This is a genomic window from Streptomyces sp. CA-210063, assembly GCF_024612015.1.
Taxonomy (GTDB): Bacteria; Actinomycetota; Actinomycetes; order Streptomycetales; family Streptomycetaceae; genus Streptomyces.
In genome coordinates this window covers 7577841-7601819 of the sequence record NZ_CP102512.1, presented here as the reverse complement: position 1 = coordinate 7601819, position 23979 = coordinate 7577841, and the positions used below count along the sequence as shown (strand labels likewise).

Annotated in this window: 20 protein-coding genes; 7 read left to right on the top strand and 13 right to left on the bottom strand. The window is 70.4% G+C overall.

The window, feature by feature from the left end; translation table 11 throughout:
- Nucleotides 1-47: 47 nt before the first annotated feature.
- A complete protein-coding gene (locus JIX56_RS33215; protein ID WP_257546069.1) occupies nucleotides 48-2150 on the bottom strand; it encodes a restriction endonuclease in 2103 nt (700 codons plus the stop codon).
- Between the two features lie 188 nt (nucleotides 2151-2338).
- Nucleotides 2339-3046 (bottom strand): hypothetical protein, encoded by a 708-nt coding sequence (locus JIX56_RS33210; protein WP_257546067.1) that lies wholly within the window; start codon nucleotides 3044-3046, stop codon nucleotides 2339-2341.
- A 106-nt stretch (nucleotides 3047-3152) separates the two neighbouring features.
- Here JIX56_RS33210 and JIX56_RS33205 point away from each other — a divergent pair, with 106 nt between their 5' ends.
- The 3 genes from JIX56_RS33205 (at nucleotide 3153) to JIX56_RS33190 (ending at nucleotide 6457) form a co-directional block, all read left to right on the top strand.
- Complete coding sequence (locus JIX56_RS33205; RefSeq protein ID WP_257546066.1) at nucleotides 3153-4115, top strand: N-acetylmuramoyl-L-alanine amidase; 963 nt, start codon at nucleotides 3153-3155, stop codon at nucleotides 4113-4115.
- Nucleotides 4116-4498: 383 nt separating this feature from the next.
- On the top strand, nucleotides 4499-5332 hold the full coding sequence (locus tag JIX56_RS33195) for a DUF5336 domain-containing protein (RefSeq protein WP_257546064.1): 834 nt from the start codon (nucleotides 4499-4501) through the stop codon (nucleotides 5330-5332).
- 114 nt (nucleotides 5333-5446) lie between these two features.
- Nucleotides 5447-6457, top strand: coding sequence for an LLM class F420-dependent oxidoreductase (locus JIX56_RS33190; RefSeq protein WP_257546063.1), 1011 nt, complete (start codon nucleotides 5447-5449; stop codon nucleotides 6455-6457).
- A gap of 16 nt (nucleotides 6458-6473) precedes the next feature.
- On the opposite strand, the gene JIX56_RS33185 is transcribed toward JIX56_RS33190, so the two are convergent.
- The 3 genes from JIX56_RS33185 to JIX56_RS33175 form a co-directional block, all read right to left on the bottom strand.
- Nucleotides 6474-7250, bottom strand: coding sequence for a hypothetical protein (locus JIX56_RS33185; RefSeq protein WP_257546061.1), 777 nt, complete (start codon nucleotides 7248-7250; stop codon nucleotides 6474-6476).
- On the bottom strand, nucleotides 7237-8820 hold the full coding sequence (locus tag JIX56_RS33180) for a vWA domain-containing protein (RefSeq protein WP_257546060.1): 1584 nt from the start codon (nucleotides 8818-8820) through the stop codon (nucleotides 7237-7239). Before JIX56_RS33180 ends, JIX56_RS33185 begins: the two co-directional genes overlap by 14 nt.
- Before the next feature lie 62 nt (nucleotides 8821-8882).
- Nucleotides 8883-10193, bottom strand: coding sequence for a hypothetical protein (locus JIX56_RS33175; protein WP_257546059.1), 1311 nt, complete (start codon nucleotides 10191-10193; stop codon nucleotides 8883-8885).
- A gap of 188 nt (nucleotides 10194-10381) precedes the next feature.
- Between JIX56_RS33175 and JIX56_RS33170 the strand changes: the two genes are divergently transcribed.
- On the top strand, nucleotides 10382-10669 hold the full coding sequence (locus JIX56_RS33170) for a hypothetical protein (RefSeq protein ID WP_257546057.1): 288 nt from the start codon (nucleotides 10382-10384) through the stop codon (nucleotides 10667-10669).
- A 165-nt stretch (nucleotides 10670-10834) separates the two neighbouring features.
- On the opposite strand, the gene JIX56_RS33165 is transcribed toward JIX56_RS33170, so the two are convergent.
- Genes JIX56_RS33165 through JIX56_RS33155 form a run of 3 tightly spaced genes read right to left on the bottom strand, consistent with a single transcriptional unit; the run spans nucleotide 10835 to nucleotide 14093 of the window.
- Entirely contained in the window at nucleotides 10835-11902 is a 1068-nt protein-coding gene (locus JIX56_RS33165) for a prenyltransferase (protein ID WP_257546055.1), read from the bottom strand.
- Complete coding sequence (locus tag JIX56_RS33160) at nucleotides 11899-12645, bottom strand: class I SAM-dependent methyltransferase (RefSeq protein WP_257546053.1); 747 nt, start codon at nucleotides 12643-12645, stop codon at nucleotides 11899-11901. The genes JIX56_RS33165 and JIX56_RS33160 overlap by 4 nt, the downstream gene beginning before the upstream one ends.
- Nucleotides 12639-14093: a glycosyltransferase family 4 protein gene (locus JIX56_RS33155; protein WP_257546052.1), complete on the bottom strand. Its 1455-nt coding sequence runs from the start codon at nucleotides 14091-14093 to the stop codon at nucleotides 12639-12641. The genes JIX56_RS33160 and JIX56_RS33155 overlap by 7 nt, the downstream gene beginning before the upstream one ends.
- A 219-nt stretch (nucleotides 14094-14312) precedes the next feature.
- Between JIX56_RS33155 and JIX56_RS33150 the strand changes: the two genes are divergently transcribed.
- Nucleotides 14313-14951, top strand: a complete 639-nt coding sequence (locus tag JIX56_RS33150) for a TetR family transcriptional regulator (RefSeq protein WP_257546050.1) — start codon at nucleotides 14313-14315, stop codon at nucleotides 14949-14951.
- Nucleotides 14952-15222: 271 nt separating this feature from the next.
- Here JIX56_RS33150 and JIX56_RS33145 read toward each other — a convergent pair whose 3' ends face one another.
- Complete coding sequence (locus tag JIX56_RS33145; protein ID WP_257546048.1) at nucleotides 15223-15387, bottom strand: hypothetical protein; 165 nt, start codon at nucleotides 15385-15387, stop codon at nucleotides 15223-15225.
- Between the two features lie 234 nt (nucleotides 15388-15621).
- Here JIX56_RS33145 and JIX56_RS33140 point away from each other — a divergent pair, with 234 nt between their 5' ends.
- On the top strand, nucleotides 15622-19359 hold the full coding sequence (locus JIX56_RS33140) for an XRE family transcriptional regulator (protein WP_257546046.1): 3738 nt from the start codon (nucleotides 15622-15624) through the stop codon (nucleotides 19357-19359).
- Nucleotides 19360-19396: 37 nt separating this feature from the next.
- Here JIX56_RS33140 and JIX56_RS33135 read toward each other — a convergent pair whose 3' ends face one another.
- The 4 genes from JIX56_RS33135 to JIX56_RS33120 all read right to left on the bottom strand — a co-directional run bounded on the left by JIX56_RS33135 (nucleotide 19397) and on the right by JIX56_RS33120 (nucleotide 22629).
- A complete protein-coding gene (locus JIX56_RS33135; protein WP_257546044.1) occupies nucleotides 19397-19813 on the bottom strand; it encodes a hypothetical protein in 417 nt (138 codons plus the stop codon).
- 110 nt (nucleotides 19814-19923) lie between these two features.
- Entirely contained in the window at nucleotides 19924-20790 is an 867-nt protein-coding gene (locus JIX56_RS33130) for a tetratricopeptide repeat protein (protein WP_257546042.1), read from the bottom strand.
- A gap of 109 nt (nucleotides 20791-20899) precedes the next feature.
- A complete protein-coding gene (locus JIX56_RS33125; protein ID WP_257546041.1) occupies nucleotides 20900-21133 on the bottom strand; it encodes a ferredoxin in 234 nt (77 codons plus the stop codon).
- Entirely contained in the window at nucleotides 21133-22629 is a 1497-nt protein-coding gene (locus JIX56_RS33120) for an aldehyde dehydrogenase (protein ID WP_257546039.1), read from the bottom strand. Before JIX56_RS33120 ends, JIX56_RS33125 begins: the two co-directional genes overlap by 1 nt.
- Before the next feature lie 282 nt (nucleotides 22630-22911).
- On the opposite strand from JIX56_RS33120, the gene JIX56_RS33115 reads away from it, so the two are divergent.
- The gene (locus JIX56_RS33115; protein WP_257546037.1) at nucleotides 22912-23940 is read left to right on the top strand and encodes an MBL fold metallo-hydrolase; all 1029 of its coding nucleotides are present in this window, start codon (nucleotides 22912-22914) and stop codon (nucleotides 23938-23940) included.
- Nucleotides 23941-23979 lie beyond the last annotated feature (39 nt).

Sequence of the window (23979 nt, the reverse complement as noted above, 5' to 3'; positions counted from 1 at the left end):
CGTCATCTCTCTGTCTGCTGCCCTACGCCACCTCTATGCCGTAGCACCTACGCCACCTCTATGCCGTAGTCCTGGACCAGCTCCTCCAAGCCGTCCCGGAACCCCTTGCCGCCGACGACGAAGTCCCAGTCGCCGTTGGCGCGGCGGCGGAAGGAGCCGAGGACCAGGGCCGTCTCGCCGGTGCGGCCGTCGGAGACCTCCAGGCGGCCCTGTTCGGATCGCGCCGGGTCCAGGAGGCGGATGCGGGCGTCGGTGAAGCCGGAGAGGTCGGCGTCGGGGTTCACGGCCGGGTCGATCGCCGCGACCAGGACGAGACGGTCGGCTCCCTCCGGCAGTGCGTCGAAGGAGACCTGGATGGCGGCCTTGTCGGGTGCGGTCGGGGGGACCGCGCGGACCGTGCCGTCGGGGGTCCGGAGGTTGTTGTAGAACACGAAGTGATCGTCGCTGAGGACCCGGTTGCCGTGGCAGACGAGCGCGCAGACGTCCAGGGCGACACCGCCGGTCCAGTCCATGCCGAGCACGCTGTAGTCATCCGGGGCCGCTCCACCCGGGGTCTCCGGCGAGGTCCGCTGAGCGGGCACGGCGGAAGGAGCGGCAGCGGGGCGCTCGCCCGTCCCCAGGCGGCCCCGGAGCCCGTGCCGGTGCAGCAGGTCGACGAGTTCGCGGCCCGAGACGAGTTCCAGCGGTTTGCCGTGGGCGAAGGTGTGTGAGCCCGGGCCGAACTTGGACGTCGTGACCAGGACGCCCTTGTTGGCGCCGGCGTCCTGGACCGTGCCGTACAGGTCGCGTACGGCGGTCGGCGGGACGGTGTTGCGGTAGCGCTTGACCTGTACGACGATCTTGCCGCCCCGGATCGGGGCCGGGTCCAGGGCGTCGACGTCGACCCCGCCGTCGTTTGAGCGCTGGGTCGTCACGGCCTGCATGCCCATGGCCCGGAACAGTTCGGCGACCAGTGCCTCGAAGGCGAGGGGGTCCATCTCCAGCAGGTCGGGATCCTCGTCGCCGCCATGGGTGACGACGCCGTTGCCCACGTCGTCGGGCCTGCGGCCGGGGCGGACGGGAGTGCGTTGGTCCGGCCTGGCCGACAGTTGCCCCCTGAGCGCGTCCGTCAGGCAGTCGACGGCACTCACCTGCTCCAGGTGCAGCCCGGAGAACACCGAGCGGGGCACCATGACGGTCGCCAGGAAGATCTGGGCGCGGCGGCCGGTCGCCGGATCGTGGTCGTCGACGAACCCGTTGAGGACCACCGACTCCAGTGCGTCGAACTCGTCGGCGGCGAAGAGGTCGTGCAGCACCAGGAGCACGCACTGCGCGAGGACGTCCCGGTACAGGGCCCGGCGCTGGGTGACCGGGCGCGGGCGCTCCTTGTCCTGGTCGACGCTCGGCATGTAGTGGACGGTCTTCACCTCGGGGACGACGTCGTACCTGGGCAGCTCCCAGTCCAGGACCAGTTGCCGTGCCGCCGAGTCGTACGCCGCGGAGACACCCCGGGGGAAGCCGTCGGGCCACGCGGCGGAGGCGTAGAGGGCGGCGGAGAAGTAGTCGACCGCTGCTTCCGGGTCGCCGCCCCGCAGTGCCGTCGTCATCTCCGCGAGCCCGGCGTTGTGCCGCCGGATCTCCGCCCGCTGTCCCTCGGCCCACTGCTCGTACTGCCGCTGGTACTGGGCCAGTTGCCGCTGCCGCTGTGCCTCGGCGGCCTGCGCCGCGTGCCAGTCGTGCTCGAACCGGGCGCGCGCCTCGGCCTGTGCCTGCGCCCGGCGCTGGGCGGTCCAACCGCCCTGTACCTGGTAGTGGTTGGGGTCCGGCATGGGCACCGGATGGGCGAGCGGCCCTGGCGAGAACGGCTCCAGCCTCTCCGGACGGGTGAGGGAGGCCGCCCGGAACGCCGGGGCCCGGCACCCCGCGACCAGCAGCCCCTCCAAGGCCTGGACACGCGCGTCGAGTTCCTCGGTCCGCCGCCGCGCCTCCGCCTCGCGCTGCTGCCGGTACGCCACCTGCTGCTCCCGCTGGCTGCGCGCCAACTCCCGCTGGTACGCGCGCTGTTGTCGCTCGTACTCCCGCTGCTGCCGCGCCCGCGCCTCCGACTGGCGCTGCTGCTGGCGTTGTGCCTCGGCCCAGATCCCGGCCAACCCGTTGGAGCGACGACTCATGCGCTACAGGCCCTCCCACCAGAACTCCGCGCACCGCACGGCGAAGCCCTGCCCCACAACCCGACGTAACCGCACGACTTTACCCCGCGACGGCACGTACGCCCATCGGAGCCGGCCGGCCTCGCCGACCTCGCCGTGCTCTTCGCCGTCGTTCCTCTCCAGGTCCGGCCGCGCCGTCCGCACAGGGCCTAGCCCACATACCGGACGAGCAAATAGACGGCGGCCACCACGACGACGATCACGGCTGCCACGGCGGGGCGGTAGGCCCGCTTGGAGAGCGGTCGCGGCGGACGGGCGACGGGGGGCGCCGAGCCCTGTGCGGGCGGGCCCCCCGGTCGCATTTCGCGGACCAGTGGGGGCGGTAGCGGGCCGACGATCGGCGCCACCGGCGCGTGCCAGTGCGCCTCGCCGTCGCCGTCGGCCGCCTGCGGCTGGAGTTGCCCGGTGGCCAGTCGGCGCCAGCGGCTGCCCGAGGTGTCCGTGAACTCGACGGAGCAGAGGAGGGGCGAGGGCGGTGAGCCGGTGGCTGAGGTCAGCGGGAGGTCGGCCGTGAGTACGCCGCCGGCGGGCAGGACCTCACGGCCGTCGAGGCGTTCGCCGTCGTAGTGGACGGCGATCCGGACGAGCGGCTGATTGCTGGTGTTGACCGCTTCGAGGCGCCATTGCACGTATCCGTCCGCGAGCACGGAAGGGCTGCTGACCATCGCCACGTGCAGCATCGACGACTGGATCAGCCTCTCCCGCTGGTCGGCCTCGCGTTCCCGGGCCTCGATACGGCGTTCCCGCTCCGCCAGCCGTTCGGCCTGGCGGATGGTGTGACGGTGCCCGGCGATGCTCACGACGAGCGCGGACGCGCCCACCACGGCACCGAGAACGGCGATCAGGACCTCGATCATCCTCGTACTCTGACCCGCCGGTGACCGACAGGTCCAGCCGTGGACGAGACTGCGGCGGCGGTGGGGCAGCCCGCCCCGGTCGGGCCCGCCCCGTAAGGTGGCAGGCGTGTCGTACGTAGGCCCGGACTTCGATCCGCCCCAGCCCCGCCGTTCCGCCCTTCGCCGTCCGCTGACCGTGGCGGTGACCGCGGTCGTGGTGGGGGCGGTGGCGGGGTGGGGGGTCTGGCAGGCCGTCGGGGATTCCGGGGGCGGGGACGACGGGTCGGACGGTGCGGCGGTCCCGCAGACGCGGTCGGCGACCACTCCCCCGGCGTCCTCCGACCCGTCCTCTTCCGGCGACGGCGACGACAAGGCGGCGAGCCCGTCCGGCTCCGCCTCCGCGCCCGCCGCCACCGGCCCCCTCAAGGGCAAGGTCGTCGTGATCGACCCGGGGCACAACCCCGGCAACTTCCAGCACACCACCGAGATCAACCGCAAGGTGAACATCGGGACGGCGATGAAGGAGTGCGACACGACGGGGACGACCACCAACGACGGTTACATGGAAGCCAAGTTCACGCTGGACGTCTCACGGCGGCTGCGGACGCTCCTCCAACAGCAGGGCGCCACGGTGAAGTTCACGCAGGACGGGGACCGGAACTGGGGTCCGTGCATCGACGAGCGGGCGCGGATCGGCAATGAGGCGAAGGCGGACGCGGTGGTGTCGATCCACGCGGACGGCTCGGGCGCCGGCAACCGCGGCTTCCATGTGATCCTGCCGGGTTCGGTGAACGAGGGCGACGCCGATACGCGGCCCATCGTCGCCCCTTCCAGCGACCTCGGCGAGCGCATCGCCGGCTACTTCGTCCGCGCCACCGGCAGCGCCCCCTCCAACTACGTCGGCGACGGCACCGGCCTCGTCACCCGCACCGACCTCGGCGGCCTCAACCTCTCCACCGTCCCCAAGGTGTTCATCGAGTGCGGCAACATGCGCGACAGCAAGGACGCGGCGCTGCTCACCAGCGGCGCGTGGCGGCAGAAAGCGGCGCGGGGAATCTCGGACGGCATCACGAGCTTCCTCGAAAATTGAACAACTCTCCTCTTCGGAGAACTCCGGCCGCTTACCCGAAGCGCGACGGAATGACGTTCGGGCGGTCTCAATCTGTCAACGGTTCCGCCCGTGTTCATCGTGTGCGCCGGGATGCGCGATATCCATGACGCGGCACTGTTGACCAGCGGTGCCTGGCGGCAGAAAACGGCACAGGGGAACTCTGAGGGAATCGTGAGTTTCCTGCGAGGGTAGCGGGCGGGTCGTGATCACCGAGGTGATCCCGGCGGACACCCAAGTCGGTCGGACGATAAGGTCGTCCCTACGATGAGGGGCCACCCCCGCGCTTCCCACCACGGCCTGACGGGCGACATGGTGACGGCGACGCCTCCACCGATGACGAGACGACTGACGAAGGACCTGAAGTGAATATCCGCTCCCTCACCAGAGGCGACGGCGTCGTGATCGGAGCAGCGGTATTGCTGTTCATCGCGTCGTTCCTCGACACGTTCGACGGCTCCGGCGACGACGTACCCAATGCCTGGGACAACCTCGGCTTGGTGATGAGCATGTACGTCGCCGGCATCGTCGGTGCGGTGCTGATCGTCCTCGCCCGTGCGCTGCCGCAGCCGCCCAAGGTCATCGGCCTGGACGTCGGCCAGCTCGGGGTGGCGCTGACCATCTTCGCCGCGTGGACCTCGTTCTGGTCGATCATCGACCCGTTCGGAGCGATGGAGGAGTTGCTGGGCGCCTTCGGCGGCTCGGAGCCCGACTCCGGTGCCGGTCTCATCCTCGGTCTGATCGCCTGCCTGCTCCTGGCCGCCGCCGCCATCGCCACCCCCCTCGTCCCCGCCCTCAAGGCCGCCCTCGTCGGCGCCCCGCGTCCGGCCGCCCCGCAGCCGTACGGCGCGCAGCCGCCCGGTGGTTACGGCTACCCGGGCGCCGGTGCGCAGCAGGCTCCGTTCGGTGCGGGCCAGCCGGGGCCCGGTCAGCCGGGGCCGGGGGCGCCGTTCGGTGGTGCTCCGCAGCAGCAGGCGGCGGCGCCGCAGCCGCCGGCCAGTGACTTCTCGCCGTTCTGGTTCGCGGTGCCGGTGGCCCGTCCGCTGTTCGCGGAGGACGGTTCGCAGTCGACGATCGCCGAACTGGCGCCGGGCACCTGGTACCTGGCGGTCGAGCAGCGCGGCCCCAGCCTGGTGGCCCAGACGCAGGACGGCCGTCGTGGCGTCCTTCAGGACACCAGCGGTATCCAGCGCGGCTGATCGCATCCCGCGTCCGTACGACCGGCCCTTCGCTCTTCCGAGCGGGGGGCCGTTGTCGTACAGTCGCACCTCCCGGCCGCTCAACTGACGTACCGTCAGAACGGAGGCAGGCGTATGCGACTCGGTCTCGCGCTCGGCTACTGGGGGCGCGGCCCCTCCCCCGACCACGTCCCGCTCGCGCGGGAGGCGGAGCGGCTCGGCTACGACTCGGTGTGGACCGCCGAGTCGTGGGGCTCGGACGCCTTCACCCCGCTCACCTGGATCGCGGCGCACACCTCAAGGATCAAGCTGGGCACGGCGGTTGCCCAGATGGCCGCCCGGTCGCCCACCACCACCGCGATGCACGCCCTGACCCTGGACCATCTCTCCGGCGGACGCGCCCTCCTCGGTCTGGGGCTCTCCGGGCCGCAGGTCGTCGAGGGCTGGTACGGGCGCCCGTTCCCGAAGTCCCCGCTGACCGCGACCAGGGAGTACGTCGACGTCGTACGCCAAGTCCTCAGGCGCGAGGCCCCCGTTGAGCTGGACGGGCGCTTCCACCCCCTCCCGTACGACGGGCCGGACGGCACCGGCACCGGCAAGGCGCTGAAGTCCATCACGCACCCCCTCCGCGCCGATCTGCCCGTCCTGCTCGGCGCCGAGGGGCCGAAGAACATCGCGCAGACGACCCGCATAGCGGACGGGTGGCTGCCGTTGTACTGGTCGCCGACACGGACCGATGTCTACGAGGCCTCGCTGACGAACCTCTCGGACGGCTTCCTCATCGCGCCCATGGCCCGCGCGAAGGTCTGCGACGACGTCGCCGAAGGGCTGCTGCCCGTGAAGGCGATGCTCGGCTTCTACATCGGCGGGATGGGGCACGCCAAGCGCAACTTCCACGCCGATCTCATGGCCCGCATGGGGTACGAGGAGGAGGCCCGGCACATCCAGCGGCTCTTCCTCGACGGGCGGCGCGAGGAGGCCGTACTCGCCGTACCGGACGCCTTCGCGGACGAGATCTCGCTGATCGGGCCGCGTGAACGCATCGCGGAGCGGCTGGAGTTGTGGCGGAAGGGGCCGGTGACGGACCTGCTGGTACTCGCCCCCGACCCGCACACCCTGCGTGTGCTCGCCGAGCTCAACTCCTAGGACGCACCGGATCCGCTCAGCGGAAGATGGCGATCGGGTCCAGGGCCAGTTCGCCGGTCTCCCGGTTCCAGGTGCGCACCTTGCCCAGGCAGCGGGCCTGGAACTCCCCTGTGTGGTAGTCGGTGTTGCGGAACTCGCCCCGGCCCTCGGACTCGTCGCAGGTGATCTTGACGTGGGCGGAGGGCGACCCCTCGTAGCGCGCCCGCAGGACGACGTCGCCGTTCTCCGTGCGGTGGGCGGTGAAGAGTCCGGTGACGGAGACGAACTCCGTCATGACGGCGCTCAGCGGGACCGTGCCGGTGTCGTTCCGGTCGCGCAGGGTCTCGGCGAGCGTCCCGTTGGGGACGAGGCGGCCGGTGACGAGGTCGGCGTCGACCACCACGTCCTCCTTGCGCATGGTGTCCATGAGCAGCCGGATCACCATGATGGGCGTGCTCTCCCGGAGGTACTTGGTGACGCGCTCCTTGGCGACGTCCCGGTGGACGGTGAAGCCCAGCAGGCCGAGCACCCGGGACCACAGCCCGAAGCCGCCGTTGACCTTGATCTGGTCGGCGACCTCCTGCTCCAGGGCCTCCGAGAAGCCGCCGGCCTGGTAGATGTTCATGACGCGCTCGTTGTGCAGGTAGAAGCACATGCCGAGGTTGGTGCGCAGGACGCGCCGCCGCCGTCTGCGCGGCCAGCCGAGGCGCAGCAGCGCGTACCGCGCCAGGACGGCGCAGCACGCCGCCGTCAGCGCCCAGACGACCAGCCACGGCCACCACAGGCCCCACCACTGACTGTCAATGACACCCACGGATCTCCTTGAAAGCGTCGGAGAGCGAGGAGCGGCCGGCGTCGACCATACGGCCGCCGGTCAGGTCGGCGGCCTTCTTCAGGGCGGCGGGGTCGGCCTCTCCGAAATGGACGGGGAAGGTGGGCACCTCGCGTACGTCGGCGCCTAGTTCGTCGTGACGGCGTACGAACTCCCCATAAGCAATACCCGAGTTGCTCTCGCCGTCTGTCATCAGCACGATCGACACGGGTCGTTGGGGCTGTTCGCGCACGGCGTCGGCGGCGATGCGGTAGCCGCGGTCGAGCGCGGACCACACGGCGGTGGAGTCGGCGAAGTCGCCTTCCGTGACGACCTTGTCGAGGGCCTTGAGATCACCGTCGCCGCGTACGGTCACGGTGCGTTCCTCCAGGACACGGCCGCCGAACCGGACGACCGTCAGGCGCTCGCCCCGGTAGAAGCGGGCGAACTTGCCGGTGGAGGTCGGGTCGGCGCCGCTCAGTCCGGCGAAGGCGGCCCGCAGCCCGGCCATCCGTTCGCCGCGCATCGAGCCCGAGTAGTCGAGCACGAACACCACCTGGTCGGCGGCCCGGCTGTTCGGGTCCCCGTAGTCGGCGATCAGCCGCTCGACGATGGAGAGCCGGTCGGGGAAGGACAGGGCGTTGCCGACGGCCGCGCGGAGCTGCTTCGCGGGCTCGACGTCCTGGTTGACCGGGCGGCGGTGGGTCCGCTCCATCAGCTTCCGCTGGGTGTCGGCGCTCAGCAGCCAGTCGACGACTGTGCGGTACGCGGAGCGCTGTGCGGGGTCGAGCAGCAGCAGCGGGAAGTCGGACAGCACCATGCCGTCCTCCGGATAGACGATCTCCAGCTGGTCGCGCGGCGCGTTCCGCGCGTTCAGGGACAGCAGCTCGGCCTCGTGGGCGATCAGCGTGTTGGCCTCCCCCCGGCCCTCGGCGTACCGGTCGATCAGGTCGCGTGAGCTGTCGGCCGTGAGGGTGTGCCCCGAGCGGAAGCCCCGCAGCCGGTCGCAGGAGACGTCCTGTTCGCGCAGTGCGCTGCCGGTGCCCGCGGCCGCGGTGGCGACCCCGACGAGCGCCGCGCGTCCGGTGTCGCTGCGCCGCGGGTCGGCCATGGCGAACCGTACGGTGCCGTCGGCGGCGGCGTCCGCGATGTCCGCCCAGGAGAGGCGTCCGCCGGGGACGCCGGCCCGCAGCCTGTCCGCCATCTGAGGGGTGAGGCCGACGACGACGGGTGAGCGCATGACCGGGGTCGATTCCGGGCGGGCCGCCCCGCCGCCGGAGTCCCGCAGGCGCAGGAGGAAGGACCGGTCCGAGGCGGGCCAGGCCAGGTCGTACTCGGAACGGCCGGAGTCGGGCGGCTGGCCCGCCAGGTCGGCCGTCGCCTCGTACTCCATGTCCAGCTCTACCCCGGTCTCCTTCTTCAGGTCCGCCAACAGCGGTGCCACGTCGGCGAGTTCGGGGCTGGCGAGGACCTTGAGGGTGATGCTCTCCGGGTCCCGGGTGCAGGCGGAGGAGAGGGCGGCGAGGAGGGCGAGGGCCAGGCATGCGGTCAGGGTGCGGGCGGGCCGCCTCATGGGGTTGATCCCTCGACGGGCGGGCCGCCTCATGGGGTTGATCCCTCGACGGGCGGGCCGCCTCATGGGGTTGATCCCTCGACGGGCGGGCAGTCGCCCACCTCGTTGATGATCTTCTCCAGGACGTTGAGGTCGGGTATGTCGACCTTGGTCTGGTCGCTGTTGCGGGCCGGCTCCTGGATCCCGTGCTCGCGCAGATACGCGTTCAGCTCGTCGCTGCTTCCCTCCGCGCCGGAGAACCGGACGCGGAAGCCCAACTCGGTGGCCCGACGGCGTAGTTCGGTGTCGGTCCTGATGAGTTCCACGAGCTGTTCGCCCTCGTCGGTGAGGGCGATGAGCTGGGGTTCGGTGAGGGCGTACGGCGTGGGGTAGAGCAGCACCCGCTCGGTGTCGGGCTTGCCGTACTTCTTGTGGTGGTCGAGCTGGTGGGCCAGGTACTGGTGCTCGTAGATCACCGCGATGGGCGCGATGCTCTCGCCCTCGCCGGAGAAGTAGCTGTCGGCCTGTTCGTCGGCCCACATGCCCTGGAGGCTGATCAGGGGTTCGACCTTCTTGGCGAGGTCGAGCACGGGGTCCCGGGCCTCCGCGCCGCCCGCGGCCGAGGTGTCGTCCTCGGCGTCGTCGGCGACCGGCACCACGTTCCCGTTCTCCACGAAGGAGAGGATGCTCAGGTAGGTGCCGGCGGAGTTGGATTCGCAGACACTCGAGGTGCGTACGAGAATGCGGCCGCTGTTGCGCTTGGGCGGGTTGAGATCGTCGAAGCCGAGGCCGTGCCAGGTGTCCACCTTCTTGAGTTCGTGCGCCTGGGGCTTCTCGCCATTGGGCTTCAGCCCGTCGAGCAGGTCGACGAACTCGTTCATCTCGAGGTTGTAGTAGAGCGTGTCGCCGCCCTGCTTCTGCGCCACGGCGACACCTTGTTTCTCGAGGGTCTCGGCGTAGTCCCGGAACGTCGCGAGCACCAGCGGGGTGACGAACGGGCGCGTCGACGACAGCGAGCGGTTCGCCTTCCTCAGGATCAGCTTCGCGGCGGGTTGCCCGGAGGGAAAGACCACGTCCAGGCCTTGCCACGACTGGGTGGCGACGCCCCGGGAGCCGAGGCGCTGGATGTCGACCCGTATGCCGTGCTTGAGCAGCAGCCGCTGTACTTCGGGATCCTTGAAGTAGTCCGACTTGGAGGCCATCTTGGCCTCGATGGTGATGACGCGTTCGAACGGCCGGAGCGCGTTGCCCGAGACCAGCAGGGATATCAGGCCGGCGAGGGCGAGGGGTAACGCGACGAGGACATGGCGCGGGATGCGGCGTCTCTCCCTGCGGCGGGTGGCGAGTCTCGGCTCCTCGATCGTGACGACGGTCGGTCTGCTGGGCTCGGACACCGCTCTCCTGCCTCTCCCCCGGGGGCAGGAGCATGAGCCACGACGGCGAACGCCGACCACTGGAACGGCCAATACCGGGTGAAGAGCACACGAACGGGATACGCCAACACCGGCCTCATCGGCGTGTGTTGGCGAGGTACCGCTCCTGGATTCGGTTTCATCCGGGATTCACGGGCAACCCGTACGGCATGTCTCGATATAGCGGTTCCAATCAGGCGGGGCGGGTCATAGCGATCGTCGCCGACATCATGGCCTTCATTCTCGGCCTGTGGATCCTGATGTATCTGCTGGACGCGAACGGCACGAACGACTTCGTGCAGTTCATCCATGACGCGGCCCGCTGGCTCGCGGGCTGGTCACACGACCTGTTCACGTTCGACGAGCAGTGGGCGCGGGTGGTGGCCGGCTATGGCCTGGCCGCTGTCGTCTACTTGTTCGTGGGGCACGCCATCGCGAATCGGATGCACCGTCACTGAGCGCGCTCCGCTCCGCGCGGGAAAGCTCGGAGGGTCGCGGTCGAGGTCGGGGTCGTGGGGGGCGGGTGCGGGTGGTTCGTGGTTGCTCGCGCAGTTCCCCGCGCCCCTGAAAAACCGGGGTCGCGACCCATGCTGCCAAGGGGTGCGGGGAACGCACCCCTCAACTCAACAGCACTCCGCGTCCAGCCCGCGCGGCAAGCGCTCCCCGCTGAAGACCGCGCACGTCGCCTCGTCGCCGCCCAACGCGGCCACGGCCAACAGCAAGGATCCCGCGGTCCAGGAAGTCAGCTCCTCGGGCCAGATCGCCCGGTCCTCGAAGACATAACCCGTCCAGTACAGGCCCGAGTCGGTGTCGCGGAGGTGCTGGATGGACTGGAGGATCTCCAAGGCGCGGTCGGACTCGCCCATCACCCAGAGCGCCAGGGCGAGTTCGGCCGACTCGCCGCCGGTCACCCACGGGTTGGGGACCACACAGCGGACGCCGAAGCCGGGCACGACGAAGCGGTCCCAGCCTTCCTCTATACGGGACTTGGCCTCGATGCCGGTGAGCGCGCCGCCGAGCACGGGGTAGTACCAGTCCATCGAGTAGCGGTCCTTGTCGAGGAACCGCTCGGGGTGCCGGCGTATCGCGTGGCGCAGCGCGCCGACGGCCAACTCCCAGTCGGGCTGCGGCTCTTCGCGCTGCTCGGCGATGGCGAGCGCGCAGCGCAGCGCGTGGTGGACGGAGGAACTGCCGGTGAGCAGCGCGTCGGCCGTGGGCGTGCCGTCGTCGTCACGCCGCCAGCCGATCTGGCCGCCGGGCTGCTGGAGCCGCAGCACGAACTCCACCGCCGCGTAGACGGCCGGCCACATGCGGTCGAGGAAGGTGTCGTCGCCGGTGGCCAGGTAGTGGTGCCAGACGCCGACGGCGATGTACGCGACGAAGTTGGTCTCGCGGCCCCGGTCGGTGACGTCGTCGGCGTCCCCGTCGGCGTAGGCGGCGTACCAGGAGCCGTCCGCGTTCTGGTGGAGGCGCAGCCACTCGTAGGCGCGCTCGGCGGCCTCGTGCTCACCGGCCGCGTCCAGCGCCATGGCCGCCTCGGTGTGGTCCCACGGGTCGAGGTGGTGCCCGCGGAACCACGGGATGGCACCGTCGGCGCGCTGCACCGCGAGGACGCCGCGCACGGTGGCGGCGGCCTCCTCGGCGGTGAGGACCCCGGGCAGGACCAGGTGTTCTGTCCGGGGCGTCGTCACTTGGCGGCCACCGAAGCAGCGGCGACGGGCAGATGCGGCTTGGTCGCGTACGCCACGAAGCTCTTGCCGATCAGCGGGTTCAGCGCCTGCTCGGCGACCCGGGTGGCCAGGGGCTTCTTCATGATGTCCCAGACCAGCAGCTTGTGGTACGCCCGCACGGGCAGCGCCTTGTCGTTGTCGACGCCGAACGCGCACTTCAGCCACCAGTACGGCGAGTGCAGGGCATGGGCGTGGTGGGTGCCGTACGGCTTGAGGCCGGCCTCGCGGATCCTGGCCAGCAGTTCGTCGGCCTTGTAGATGCGGATGTGGCCGCCCTCGACCTCGTGGTAGGCGTCGGAGAGCGTCCAGCAGACCTTCTCGGGGCCGTAGCGCGGCACGGTGATGGCTATGCGGCCGCCGGGCTTCAACACCCGGACCATTTCCGCGAGTACGCCCTTGTCGTCGGGGATGTGCTCCATCACCTCGGAGATGATGACGACGTCGAAGGACTCGTCGGGGAAGGGCAGCGCGAGGGCGTCGCCCTCCATCGCGGTGGCGGTCGCGCCCTCCGGGGCCTCGCCCGCCTCCTTCATCGCCGCGAACCACTTGGCGACCTCGCGGATCTCCTCGCCGTTCTGGTCGAGGGCCACGACCTGGGCGCCGCGCCGATAGCACTCGAAGGCGTGCCGGCCCGCTCCACAGCCGAGATCCAGGACCCGGTCCCCCGGGGCGAGGGGGAACCGGGAGAAGTCGACGGTCAGCACGTGGCCCTGCTTTCGCGGTTGGCGCTTTCGCGGTTTGCTTCAACTACTTCTTCGACGGCCTCGTGGGCGTCGTCGGCTGCGGGGGTTTCGAGGGCCCGGTCGGCCGCCGGTACGGCCTCGGGGCGCCCCTCCGCGCGGGCGATCGCCTCGCGGTAGTGGGCCACCGTGCCCTCGGCCGCCTTGGCCCAGGTGAACCGCTGGAGCACGCGCTCGCGTCCCGCGTGGCCGAGCCGCTGCCTCAGTTCCGGGTCGCCGAGGAGCCGGTTGAGCCCGGCGGCCAGGGCGCCCGGGTCGCCCGGCGGTACCGCGAGGCAGGTCTCGCCGTCGGGTCCGGCGACCTCCGGGATGGCTCCGCCGGTGGTGGCGACCAGCGGTGTACCGGTGGCCATGGCCTCGGCGGCGGGCAGCGAGAACCCCTCGTACAGCGAGGGGACGCAGGCGACCTCGGCCGAGCGGACCAGGTCGACCAGCTCGGCGTCCGAGATGCCCTTGACGAACTCGACGGCGCCTTCGAGGCCGTACCGCTCGATGGTCTGGGCGACCGGGCCCTCGGCGGGCCGCTTGCCCACGACGACCAGGTGGGCGGCCGTGTGCTCGGTGCGCACCTTGGCGAGTGCCTCGACGAGGAAGACGAGCCCCTTGAGCGGCACGTCCGCGCTGGAGGTGGTGACGATCCGGCCGGGCACCCGCGCCACGGCCGGGTCCGGCGAGAAGAGGTCGGTGTCGGCGCCGATGTGCACGACATGCATACGGTCGTCGCGTACGCCGAGGTGGTCGACGATCTCCTGGCGGGAGGTGCCGGAGACGGTGAGCACGGACGGCAGCCGCCGGGCGACCCGCTTCTGCATGCGCGTGAAGGCGTACCAGCGGCGCACGGACATCCGCCGCTGCCACCCCTCGGCCGCGTCCAGCTCCAACTGCCGGTCGACGGTGATGGGGTGGTGGATGGTGGTGACGAGGGGCGCGCCCACATCGCCCAACAGCCCGTACCCGAGTGTCTGGTTGTCGTGGACGACGTCGAACTGGCCGCGCCGGGCGCGCAGATGGCGGCGGGCGCGGAGGGAGAAGGTCAGCGGTTCGGGGAAGCCGCCGGTCCACATCGTGGCCACTTCGAGGGCGTCGATCCAGTCGCGGTACTCGCCGCGCTTCGGGGTGCGGAAGGGGTCGGGGTGCCGGTAGAGGTCGAGGCTGGGCAGCTCGGTGAGGGAGATCCCGCCCGGACCGTCGCCGGGGACGGCGTCCTCGTCGAGCACGGGGTAGGGCTGGGAGCCGATGACCTCGACCCGGTGGCCGAGGCGCGCGAGCTCGCGCGAGAGGTGCCGTACGTAGACGCCCTGGCCCCCGCAGAACGGGTTCCCTTTATAGGTGAGGAGCGCGATGTCGAGCGGTCGCCCGCCGTCGGCAGCGAGGTCATGCCGGGACCCCGCCTGACTGGCCTCAGCGGTCACTCTCCTGGCCCCCTTCTCACTGCGATTTCCCGTGAGATTACGACGAGACGGTAATCTAGAACAAGTTACAGAGTTGATCGTTCAAGAGGCTTCGAATCTACCGGCTGGTAGGACCGCTGTGAGGGGTGGATCAGGTGATTCACGCCACGGCACCCGCCCTGGCATGCTATTTGATCGCATACCCTCACCGACCGTCACGACTGTCACGGAACGAGACCCATGCCTGCGGAAGTCAAGGTGGAAGCCAGCGCCGTGCGACCGGACTCGCCGCCCCTCACGGAGCGGCAGGAGGCCCGTCGGCGTCGCATCCTGCACGCGAGTGCCCAGCTGGCCAGCCGGGGCGGTTTCGACGCCGTACAGATGCGTGAGGTCGCCGAGTCCTCGCAGGTCGCCCTCGGCACGCTCTACCGCTACTTCCCCTCCAAGATCCATCTGCTGGTCGCCACCATGCAGGACCAGCTGGAGCACATGCACGGGACGCTCCGCAAGAAGCCACCGACCGGCGAGACGGCGGCCGAGCGCGTCGCGGAGACCCTGATGCGCGCCTTCCGCGCCCTCCAGCGCGAACCCCACCTCGCCGACGCCATGGTCCGCGCGCTGACCTTCGCCGACCGCAGCGTCAGCCCCGAGGTCGACCAGGTCTCCCACCAGACCACCGCGATCGTCCTCGACGCGATGGGCCTGGAGCACCCCACCGCGGAGCAGCTGTCGGCGGTCCGCGTCATCGAGCACACCTGGCACTCGGCCCTGATCACCTGGCTCTCCGGCCGCGCCTCCATCGCCCAGGTGAAGATCGACATCGAGACGGTGTGCCGCCTGATCGACCTGACGGCTCCGGACCGGCGGGAGCAGGCATGAAAAAGGGACCTACGAGACGGGTTCCCTGCGCCGGTATTACCCGGATCAGGTACTAGGGGTCGCCATCAGGCCCTACTACTGCCCTCTGGCCTCTCAGCCCTACCGTCGACGTCGGCACCGGCGGATCTACTACCTCTCGCCCATGTCGGCTACTCCGGTCGGACTCCCTCACTCGTCCCGTAGGCCTGCTTTTAGGATAGAACAACTGGATGCCTACGCAACCCCACAAATGCCCAGAATGGGAATTTTTTACTTACAGCCCAAAGTCTGGCTAACGGCCCCGCCAACGGCGCAGAGCCGTGAGTAGCTGAGTGAGCACGCTGAGCGCCGCCCGCCTGCGGGCCGGCTTGCGCGACCAGACGGCAGGCAGAACGACGCCTACGTAGACAGCCGTGAAGACGAGGGCGGCGAGCAGGACGGGCGACTGGATGGTCATGGCGATTCCTCCGGGACGACGATCGGCTCGTTGATCGGGCTCGTTGATCGGGCCCTTTGATCGGGCCCTTTGATCGGGCCCTTTGATCGGCTCGTTGCGGAGACGACTCTCGCGCTCGGAACCCGCGCCGAGGGCCAATCCCGATCTCGGTCGAACTCCCGGCGGAAGGCGCAGGTCAGGTCGTACGCTTCGGAAGTGTTCGCCGAACTTCGCCGAAGAAGGGGGGAGTTGCCCGTGGCACCGGACGGTCCCGTCGCAGTCTTCTGTGACCTGCTCCAGCGTCTGGTGCGTGAGTGCCGCGTGCGGCAGACGGACATCGCCCACCTGCTCGGCAAGAGCCCGAGTTCGGTGTCGGAACTGCTCAACGGGGGGCGGCGGACCCCGCCGGACTGGGATGACGTACGGCTGATCGTGACGCTGTGCGCCGAGCGCGCCGAGCGGCGTGCGCAGCCGCTCGTGGATCTGCGGCTGGACGAGGGGTGGTGGCGCTCACGGCATGCCGAGGTGGTGGGGGCGTTCGAACGGAGGCGCGCGGCCAGAGGCCGAGAGGCGTCCGGTCCGTGCGACACGCCTGACGCCGTCGGCCCGCCGCTCACCCGGACGGTGCTCGTGTCGGCTGTCGACAACACAGTGGCCAGAACGGTGGCGCGAGACGTCCGGCGCGCCATCCACATGGACATCGACGAGGCGGTGCAGCTGCTGTCGGCCGGGCGGGCGGAGCTGCCACGTACCGCGCATGTGCTCTTGGGCGAGGTGTACGGCAAGCAGGGACCGCCCGATGTGGCGAACGCCTTGCTGGAGGGCTTCGCGGAGCGGGTGCGGGCGGAACACGGCGTGCCGCGCGGCGCACTGCTGCAGGCCGCGCGGCTGGTGCTGGCGGCCGCGGCACTGGTCGAGTCCGGTGCGCAGCGCGTGAACCGGACCACACCGCGTCAACTGATCCGGGAGCTGGTGAGCGGTGCGGCACGAGCACAGGTGTGGTCCGACGAGCGTCAGCAGCCCGCGGACCCGGTGCTGCTCGCAGGCGCCCAGGCGGTGATCGCCGCACACCGCCAGGAGTTCGTGGACCACTACCTCAGGCTGGCCACGCCGCTCGCCGCGGTCTGTCCCGAGTTCGCGCTGACGGCCGGGCTGCCCGGCGCCGGGGAATCCACCCGAGGTGGCACGGGGCTCGCCGGCCTGGGGGCCCTGCTGGCGGAATTCGGGGGCCTCGTCGACCCGGCGCCTTCCCATCACGTGCTGCTGCACAGCCCCATCGCCTCGCTCGACGTACGCGGGCCCCGGGTACCGAGTCTCGCGGACGGGTATGTGAACCCCCGCTTCCGGCTGCCCGGGCAGGACCTGGAGGACGGCGCCGAACACGGTGTCGCCTCCGACAAGTGGTGGGACGAGCAGCCGTTGCATGACGGCATCGAGCGTTTCTTCGCCGCCCACTTGCTCAGCCTTCCGGCCTTTCTGGCCCCCCTCGTCGTGCTGGGCGATCCCGGGGCCGGAAAGTCGTTGCTCACCAAACTGCTGACGGCCCGGCTGCCGGAGGGCGATTTCCGTCCGCTCCGGGTGGAGCTGCGGCGCGTACCGGCGGAGGCCGACGTACAGGACCAACTGGAGCACGCCCTACGGGAGGCCCGGGGCCGGTCGGTGAGCTGGCCTGACTGGTCCGAGTCCGAGCCCGGTGCGATCCCTGTCGTCCTGCTGGACGGCTTCGACGAACTGCTTCAAGCGGGCGCGCAGCGGCTCTCCGTCACCCGGCAGTGGGGCTATCTGCGGGACGTGGCGGCGTTCCAGGCGCGGGAGGCGGAACTCGGCCGTCCACTGATCGTCGTGGTGACGAGCCGCACAGTCGTCGCCGACCGTGCGGAGATTCCCCGGGACAGCCAGGTGCTGCGCCTGGAACCGTTCCACGAGCCCGAGATCCGGCAGTGGCTCGCCATCTGGAACACGACGAACCGTGCCCACCTGGAGCAGCACGCCCTGCGTCCGCTCACCTTGGAGGCGCTCGGCCGACAGGACAGACTCGCGGCCCAGCCGCTGCTGTTGCTCATGCTCGCGCTGTACGACATCGAGGGCAACGCTCTGCAGCGCTTCGGCGCCGAGCGCCTCAGCGGCACCCAGCTGTACGAGCAGTTGCTCAGGGAGTTCGTCCGCCGCCAGATCGAGAAGGACGGCTCGCTGCCGGCCGACGACGAGGGGATCGCCGTGGACCGTGAACTCCACCGCCTGTCGGTGGTCGCCCTCGGCATCTTCCAGCGCGGCGCCCAGGCCATCACCGGTGAGGAGGCGGACCGGGATCTGCGGGCGCTGGGCGGCACGGAGACGGTTGAGCGGTACGCCGAGCGCGGGCTGCTCTTCGGTCGTTTCCTCTTCGTGCACGAAGCGCAGGCGGTGGTGACCGAACAGCGGCTGCGCAGCTATGAGTTCATGCACGCGACCTTCGGCGAGCACCTGACCGCCCGGCTGATCGAACGGGCGCTGCGGCGGTTGACAGCCGCGCCCCGGCGGGGCGACGGGCTGCCCGACGACGGCGAGTTGTACGCGTTGCTGTCCTTCGCCCCGCTCACCGACCGAACACGGATCGTGCAGAGCCTGCGCGAGATGTTGTCGGGCCGGGAGTCGCCGACGGCGCGGGACGCGTTGACCACGCTGCTCGCCGAACTGTTCCGCGCGGCCCCGTGGGACATCGCGCACCGCACCGACTCGGGGCATGCTCCGGTGCCTCTGACCAGGACGTATCGCGATGCGGTCTACACCGCCAACCTGCTGCTGATCGCGGTTCTGACAGTCGGCGCGGTGCACGCGTCGGATTTCCTGGGGGCCGAGGGGACAGCCGAGCACTGGCGCAGGCAGTCAATGATGTGGCAGTCGCAGTTCTCCGCGAATTCGTGGGACCTGTACTCGTCCACGCTGTCCCCGGAACGCTTCTGGCACCCTGCCCCGTCCGACTCGGACGGTTCCCGGGAGGATCTGCGGATCGGCATGGACAGGGTGCCCTTCGTCCATCACGAACTCAGCTGGGCCCACGGTTACCAGTACAGCAGGACACCAAGGGCACCGGGACACGTGCTGGTGGACGGAAGCGCCGATGAGCTCGCGAACACGGTGCGCCGGGTGATGTTCGTCGGCGATCCGGATGCCGAGTACCTCCTGCACGTCGCCTACCCGTTGCTGCGCCAGATGCCCAGCTCGCTGCGGGCGTATCACCTCGACGACGAGGGACAGCTGCGGTCGGCGGCGCAGTCACTCGTCGCCCTGCTGACCAGAGACCTGCATCACCCCGCGGTGCTGCCCGACCTTTACGACAGGTGTCTGACTGTCGTCGGCGCTCTGCCGCAAGGGGAGATGGGCAGGTATCTCGAAGCCGTGTGCCGTCAGCTGGTGCATGACGTGCCCGCGCTGACGGACTCGGCACTCGCCTCCGTACTGCGCGGAATCGCGGACGTTCCGGCGGAGGTGTCCCCCTCGACGCGGGACGCGCTGCGTGCCTGTCTGCGCCAGGCGACGGGCCGGGGGGAGCAGGAGCTGAACGAGGCGCTCTACGCGGTCTACGAGCGTTTCCGGTTGGTCCGAGATCAGCAGGAGGTGGACGGGCTCGAACCCCGGCTGCTGGAGCTGACCTGGGCGGGAAACGCCAGCGACAGCTGGCGGTGGGACCTGCCGCGCCACCGAGTGGACGAGGGTGATCTCGACAGGGTTCTCGCGGCGGGCGATCTCGGGGAAGCCGCCGCCCGCCATCCCTCAGCCGTCATCGACCTGCTCCGCCTCGCCGCCGACCTGGGCTGCGACGACTGGCTCGCCGCCCGCGCAGAGGAATGCCTCCGGGCCTTGCCGCGCAACGCCTTGGGGCTCCTCCGCCCCTCCGACCTCCCCTACCTCCGAAAGGCGCTGCCCCCGGGCGCGTACGCCGCCGAGTTCGCCGAGGTGGAGGAGAGCTGGCGCGGAGGCGGCCCCGCGCCGAACCCCACCAGGGTCTCCTAGGCAGTTCCGTTTGGATCAGCCGGTCAGCCCAGGGGGACTACGATCTGGCGATTTCTTGCCGGAGCTGGTGGGTGAAGCGACGCAGGAGGTCCAACGTCTCTCGGAACTCGGCCCGGCGGTCGTCCCTGCCGTCGGTGGGCCGGGTGTTCCAGACCCGACGCGCGAGAGCATCGGCGAGATCGACGGTGTCGCTCGCGCAGAGCAGGTAAAGGGCTGAGCGTGCTTCCTGCATCTGGTTCGCCAACTCGTTGGCTCCGGGACCGTCGTCACTCAGCTGTGTTTCCTTCAGGTGGTCCAGCAGCTGAACTACGGCCGTGTTGAAGCCGATCCCGGCTTTGAGCTTCTGCTCGCGGAGCCACATGCGGTCCTGTCGGCGCGCGGTGAACCACGAACCGAACACCGCCCCTATGAGACCGATAGCGGCCCCGATGGCCACGGACAGGATGTTCTCCACGGTCAGCTCCCCCCGACGTACAGCGTCGCCAGGCTACAGAGGCCGCCGGAGGGGCCGCACTCGACGAGCGCCCTCACATGCCAAGGGTTCGGCGATCCGAACGAAACGGCCTAGCCCACGGCCTCCAGCCCGCTCCAGCCGCGCCCGATCGCCTTCTCCCCCGCCCACTGGTCCAGCAACCGCCGGGCCTCGCCCTCCGGGGCCGCCAGGGAGACGCGCTGGGCGCCGCTCGCATGGGCGCTGGGCTCCTTGTGGAGGGTGCCCTCGCTGCAACAGGCGCAGTGCATCGTCAGACTGCTGGCGGGCTCGGCGCCGAAGTCGTGGTCGGTGAAGAGGGTGACGAGGGCTTCCAGGTCGGCGGGGTCGGCGGCAGCGACCGTGACCTGGAAGGTGGGCAGGTCGGACGGTTCGAAGAGGAGGAGTTCGTCGAAGACGGGGTAGGTCGTGCCGCCGACGACGCGCTCGCCGTTCGGCTGGCCGTCGTGGAGGACGATCTCGCCGTAGCGGCGGCCGGTGGTCACCGGGACGTTCACGACGCGGCCGCGGGTGGGGCAGAGGCGTTCGATCCAGACGACCTCGCGTTCGCCGTCGGTGTCCAGGCGGACGCAGGCGTTGCCGAAGCGGCCGTTGATCTCGCCCTCACCGTCCGGGAGTTCGAAGCCGAAGCCGGCCCAGGCGTCGCGGGCGGTGGTCCAGTCGCGGCGGATCGTGGCGGCGATGCCGAGGTTCCAGTACGCGGGGTCGCCCTCGCCGCGCGGTGAGCGGGCGGCGGCCTGGACGCCGAGTTCGTAGGCCTTGTCCCAGTTGCGCAGGAACTTGTGGCCGAGCGCGGCGTCGTACCACCACTCCGCGCTCGGCTTCTCGTCCGGGAAATGGGCGAGCACCTGTTCGTAGAGGTCGGCGGCGCGCTGCCACTCCTCGGCGTCCCAGGCTGCGTACGCCTGCTTGATCAGCTCTCTCGCCTCGGACTTCCGCACGCTTTCCCCGCCCCGATTCCCGATCGTTTCCTCGACGATCGATTCGCGATCGTTCCTGTCGACGACCGATTCCCGATCGTTCCTGTCGACGACCGCAGAGCGTATGCCCCTACTCCTCCGGCGGGAACACCGGCTCCCCACTCCCCGGCAGGGTGATCGCGATCGCCTCCACCGGGCAGCCCTCCGCCGCCTTCAGGATGCGTTCGTGGGCGTCGGTCTCCGGGTCGGCGGGGTGGGACTGCATGGCGGAGTCGAGGTGGAAGGCGTCCGGGGCGAGATGCGTGCACTGGGCGGAGCCGATGCAGAGGGCGCGGTCGACCTCCACGTGCCAGCGGTCGCCCATCACCCGACCCCCTTCCCCGCGACGACGGTGACCACGGCGGGCGGCTCGTATCCGGCCGGCAGGTGGATCATCTTGTGCTCCAGGTACTCGCCGTAGCCCTCGGGGCCGAACTCGCGCCCCAGGCCGGAGTTCTTGTAGCCGCCGAAGGGGCCGAGCATGTCGAGGCTGAAGGTGTTGACGGAGTAGGTGCCGGTGCGGACCTGGCGGGCGATGTCGATGCCGTGTTCGGTGTCGGCGGTCCAGACGCTGCCGCTGAGGCCGTAGTCGGAGTCGTTGGCGATGCGTACGGCATCGGCCTCGTCGCCGTACGGGAGGAGGCAGATCACCGGGCCGAAGATCTCCTCGCGGGCGATGCGCATGGAGTTGTCGACGTCGCCGAAGAGGGTCGGTTCGACGTACCAGCCGCGCTCCAGGCCGGCGGGACGGCCGCCGCCGGTGAGGATCTTGGCGCCTTCCTCCTGGCCGATGCGTATGTAGTCGAGGCTGCGGCGCTGCTGGCGCTGGGCGACGAGGGGGCCGAGCTCGGTGGCCGGGTCGAGGGGGTCGCCGACCTTCAGCGCGGAGGCGGCGGCCGCGAAGGCCTCGGCGAACTCGTCGTAGCGGGTGCGGGGGACGAGGATGCGGGTCTGGGCGACGCAGGCCTGGCCGTTGATCATCCAGGCGAAGGGGGCGATGCCGTTGACGGCCGTCTGCGCGTCCGCGTCCGGAAGGATCACGGCCGCCGACTTGCCGCCCAGTTCCAGGGTGACGCGGGTGAGGTTGCGGGCGGCGACCTCCATGACGCGCTTGCCGGCGGCGACCGAGCCGGTGAAGGAGACCTTGTCGACGCCCGGGTGCCCGACCAGGTACTCGCTGACCTCGCGGTCGGCGGGGAGGATGGAGAGCACGCCTTCGGGCAGGCCCGCCTCGGCGGCGATCTCCGCCAACAGGTAGGCGTCCAGGGGGGTTTCGGGCGACACCTTCAGGATGGCCGGGCAGCCCGCGAGGAGGGCGGGGGCGAGTTTGGCGGCGGCGGTGAACTGCGGGACGTTCCAGGGGACGACCGCCGCGACGACCCCGACGGGCTCGCGCCGGACCAGGATCTTGCCGAGGACGCCGTCGCGGTGCTCTTCGTACGTGAAGCCGCGCGCCGTCGTGATCGCCGCGTCCCACGCCATCAGGGAGGCGAGGGCCTGGACCATCACGCTGGAGGTGTACGGGGTGCCGTTCTCGGAGCTGATGATCCGGGCGAACTCCTCGTGGCGTACGGCGAAGGCGTCCTTGATCCGGGTGACGACCTCGATGCGTTCGTCGATAGTGAGGCGGGGCCAGGGTCCTTCGTCGAAGGCCTTCCGCGCGGCGGCCACGGCCCGGTCGACGTCCGCCCGTGAGGCGTGCGGGACCCGGCCGATGACCTCCTCCGTGTGCGGCGAGACCACCTCGATGACGTCCGTGCCCAGGGGATCGGTCAACTCCCCGCCGATGAACAGCTGTCCGTGTTCCACGAGTTCGGTCATGGCCGACTGCCTCCCGGAGGCTCCCCGACGATCGATTCTCTGACGAACCATCAGATTCGGATAGGGAACTGATACCAGTTTCAGGGGGAGGAGTCCACGGGTGGGGCGGCGCGCGGGGAAGGCGCGGGCCGAAAAGCCAGGGGCGCAGCCCCTGCTTTTCAGGGGCGCGGGGAACTGCGCGAGAAGCCCCACCCACCCGCGGCCAAAGAACCCTCGGGTGGAACCCGTTCTAGTTATAGTGGGCAGAGCTCGGCGATCAGGGCATCGACGGCAGGGGAGCCCATGACACACGTGCACGACCACGGCGGAGGCGTACGGTCCATCGAGGTCCCCATCCCGGACAACCCACTCGGCCACACACTCGTGTACGTCGTCGACACCGACCGCGGACCGGTACTGGTCGACACCGGCTGGGACGACCCGGCATCGTGGGACACGCTCACCACGGGCCTGACGGCGTGCGGTACGTCGATCGCGGAGATCCACGGCGTCGTCATCACCCATCACCACCCCGACCACCACGGCCTGTCGGGCGCGGTGCGCGAGGCCTCCGGCGCGTGGATCGCGATGCACGCGGCGGACACGGCGATCGTACGGCGCACACGCGGCACCGGACCGGACCGCTGGTTCTCGTACATGACGGACAAGCTCACGGCCGCCGGCGCCCCCGAGGAGCACCTGGCTCCCCTGCGGACTCCGCGCCGCCCCCGCGCCCTGCCCGGCTTCTCCCCCGCGCTGCCCGACCGCGAGATCGTCCCCGGTGAACTCCTCGACCTCCCCGGCCGCCGCGTCCGCGCGATCTGGACGCCGGGCCACACCCCCGGCCACGTCTGCCTCCACCTGGAGGAGACCCACCCCGCCCAACTCCCTGGCCATGGCCGCCTGTTCTCCGGCGATCACCTCCTCCCCGAGATCAGCCCGCACATCGGCCTGTACGAGGACCCGGACGACGACACCGTCACCGACCCCCTAGGGGACTACCTCGACTCCCTCGAACGCGTCGGCCGCCTCGCCCCGGCCGAGGTCCTCCCGGCCCACCAGTACGCGTTCACCGACACGGCCGCCCGCGTACGGGAATTGCTGGCCCACCACGAGTCCCGCCTCACCGGCCTGCTCGCCCTCCTCGCCGAGCCCCTCACCCCGTGGCAACTCGCCGAACGCATGGAATGGAACCGCCCCTGGTCCCAGATCCCCTTCGGCTCCCGCAACATCGCGGTCTCGGAGGCCGAGGCCCATCTGCGACGACTGGTGAAGCTGGGGCGGGCGGAGGCGGTGACGGGGGCCGATCCGGTGACGTATGTGGCGGTGTGAGGAGGGGCCGGGGCGCGCGGTCACGCAGGCACCCGGCCC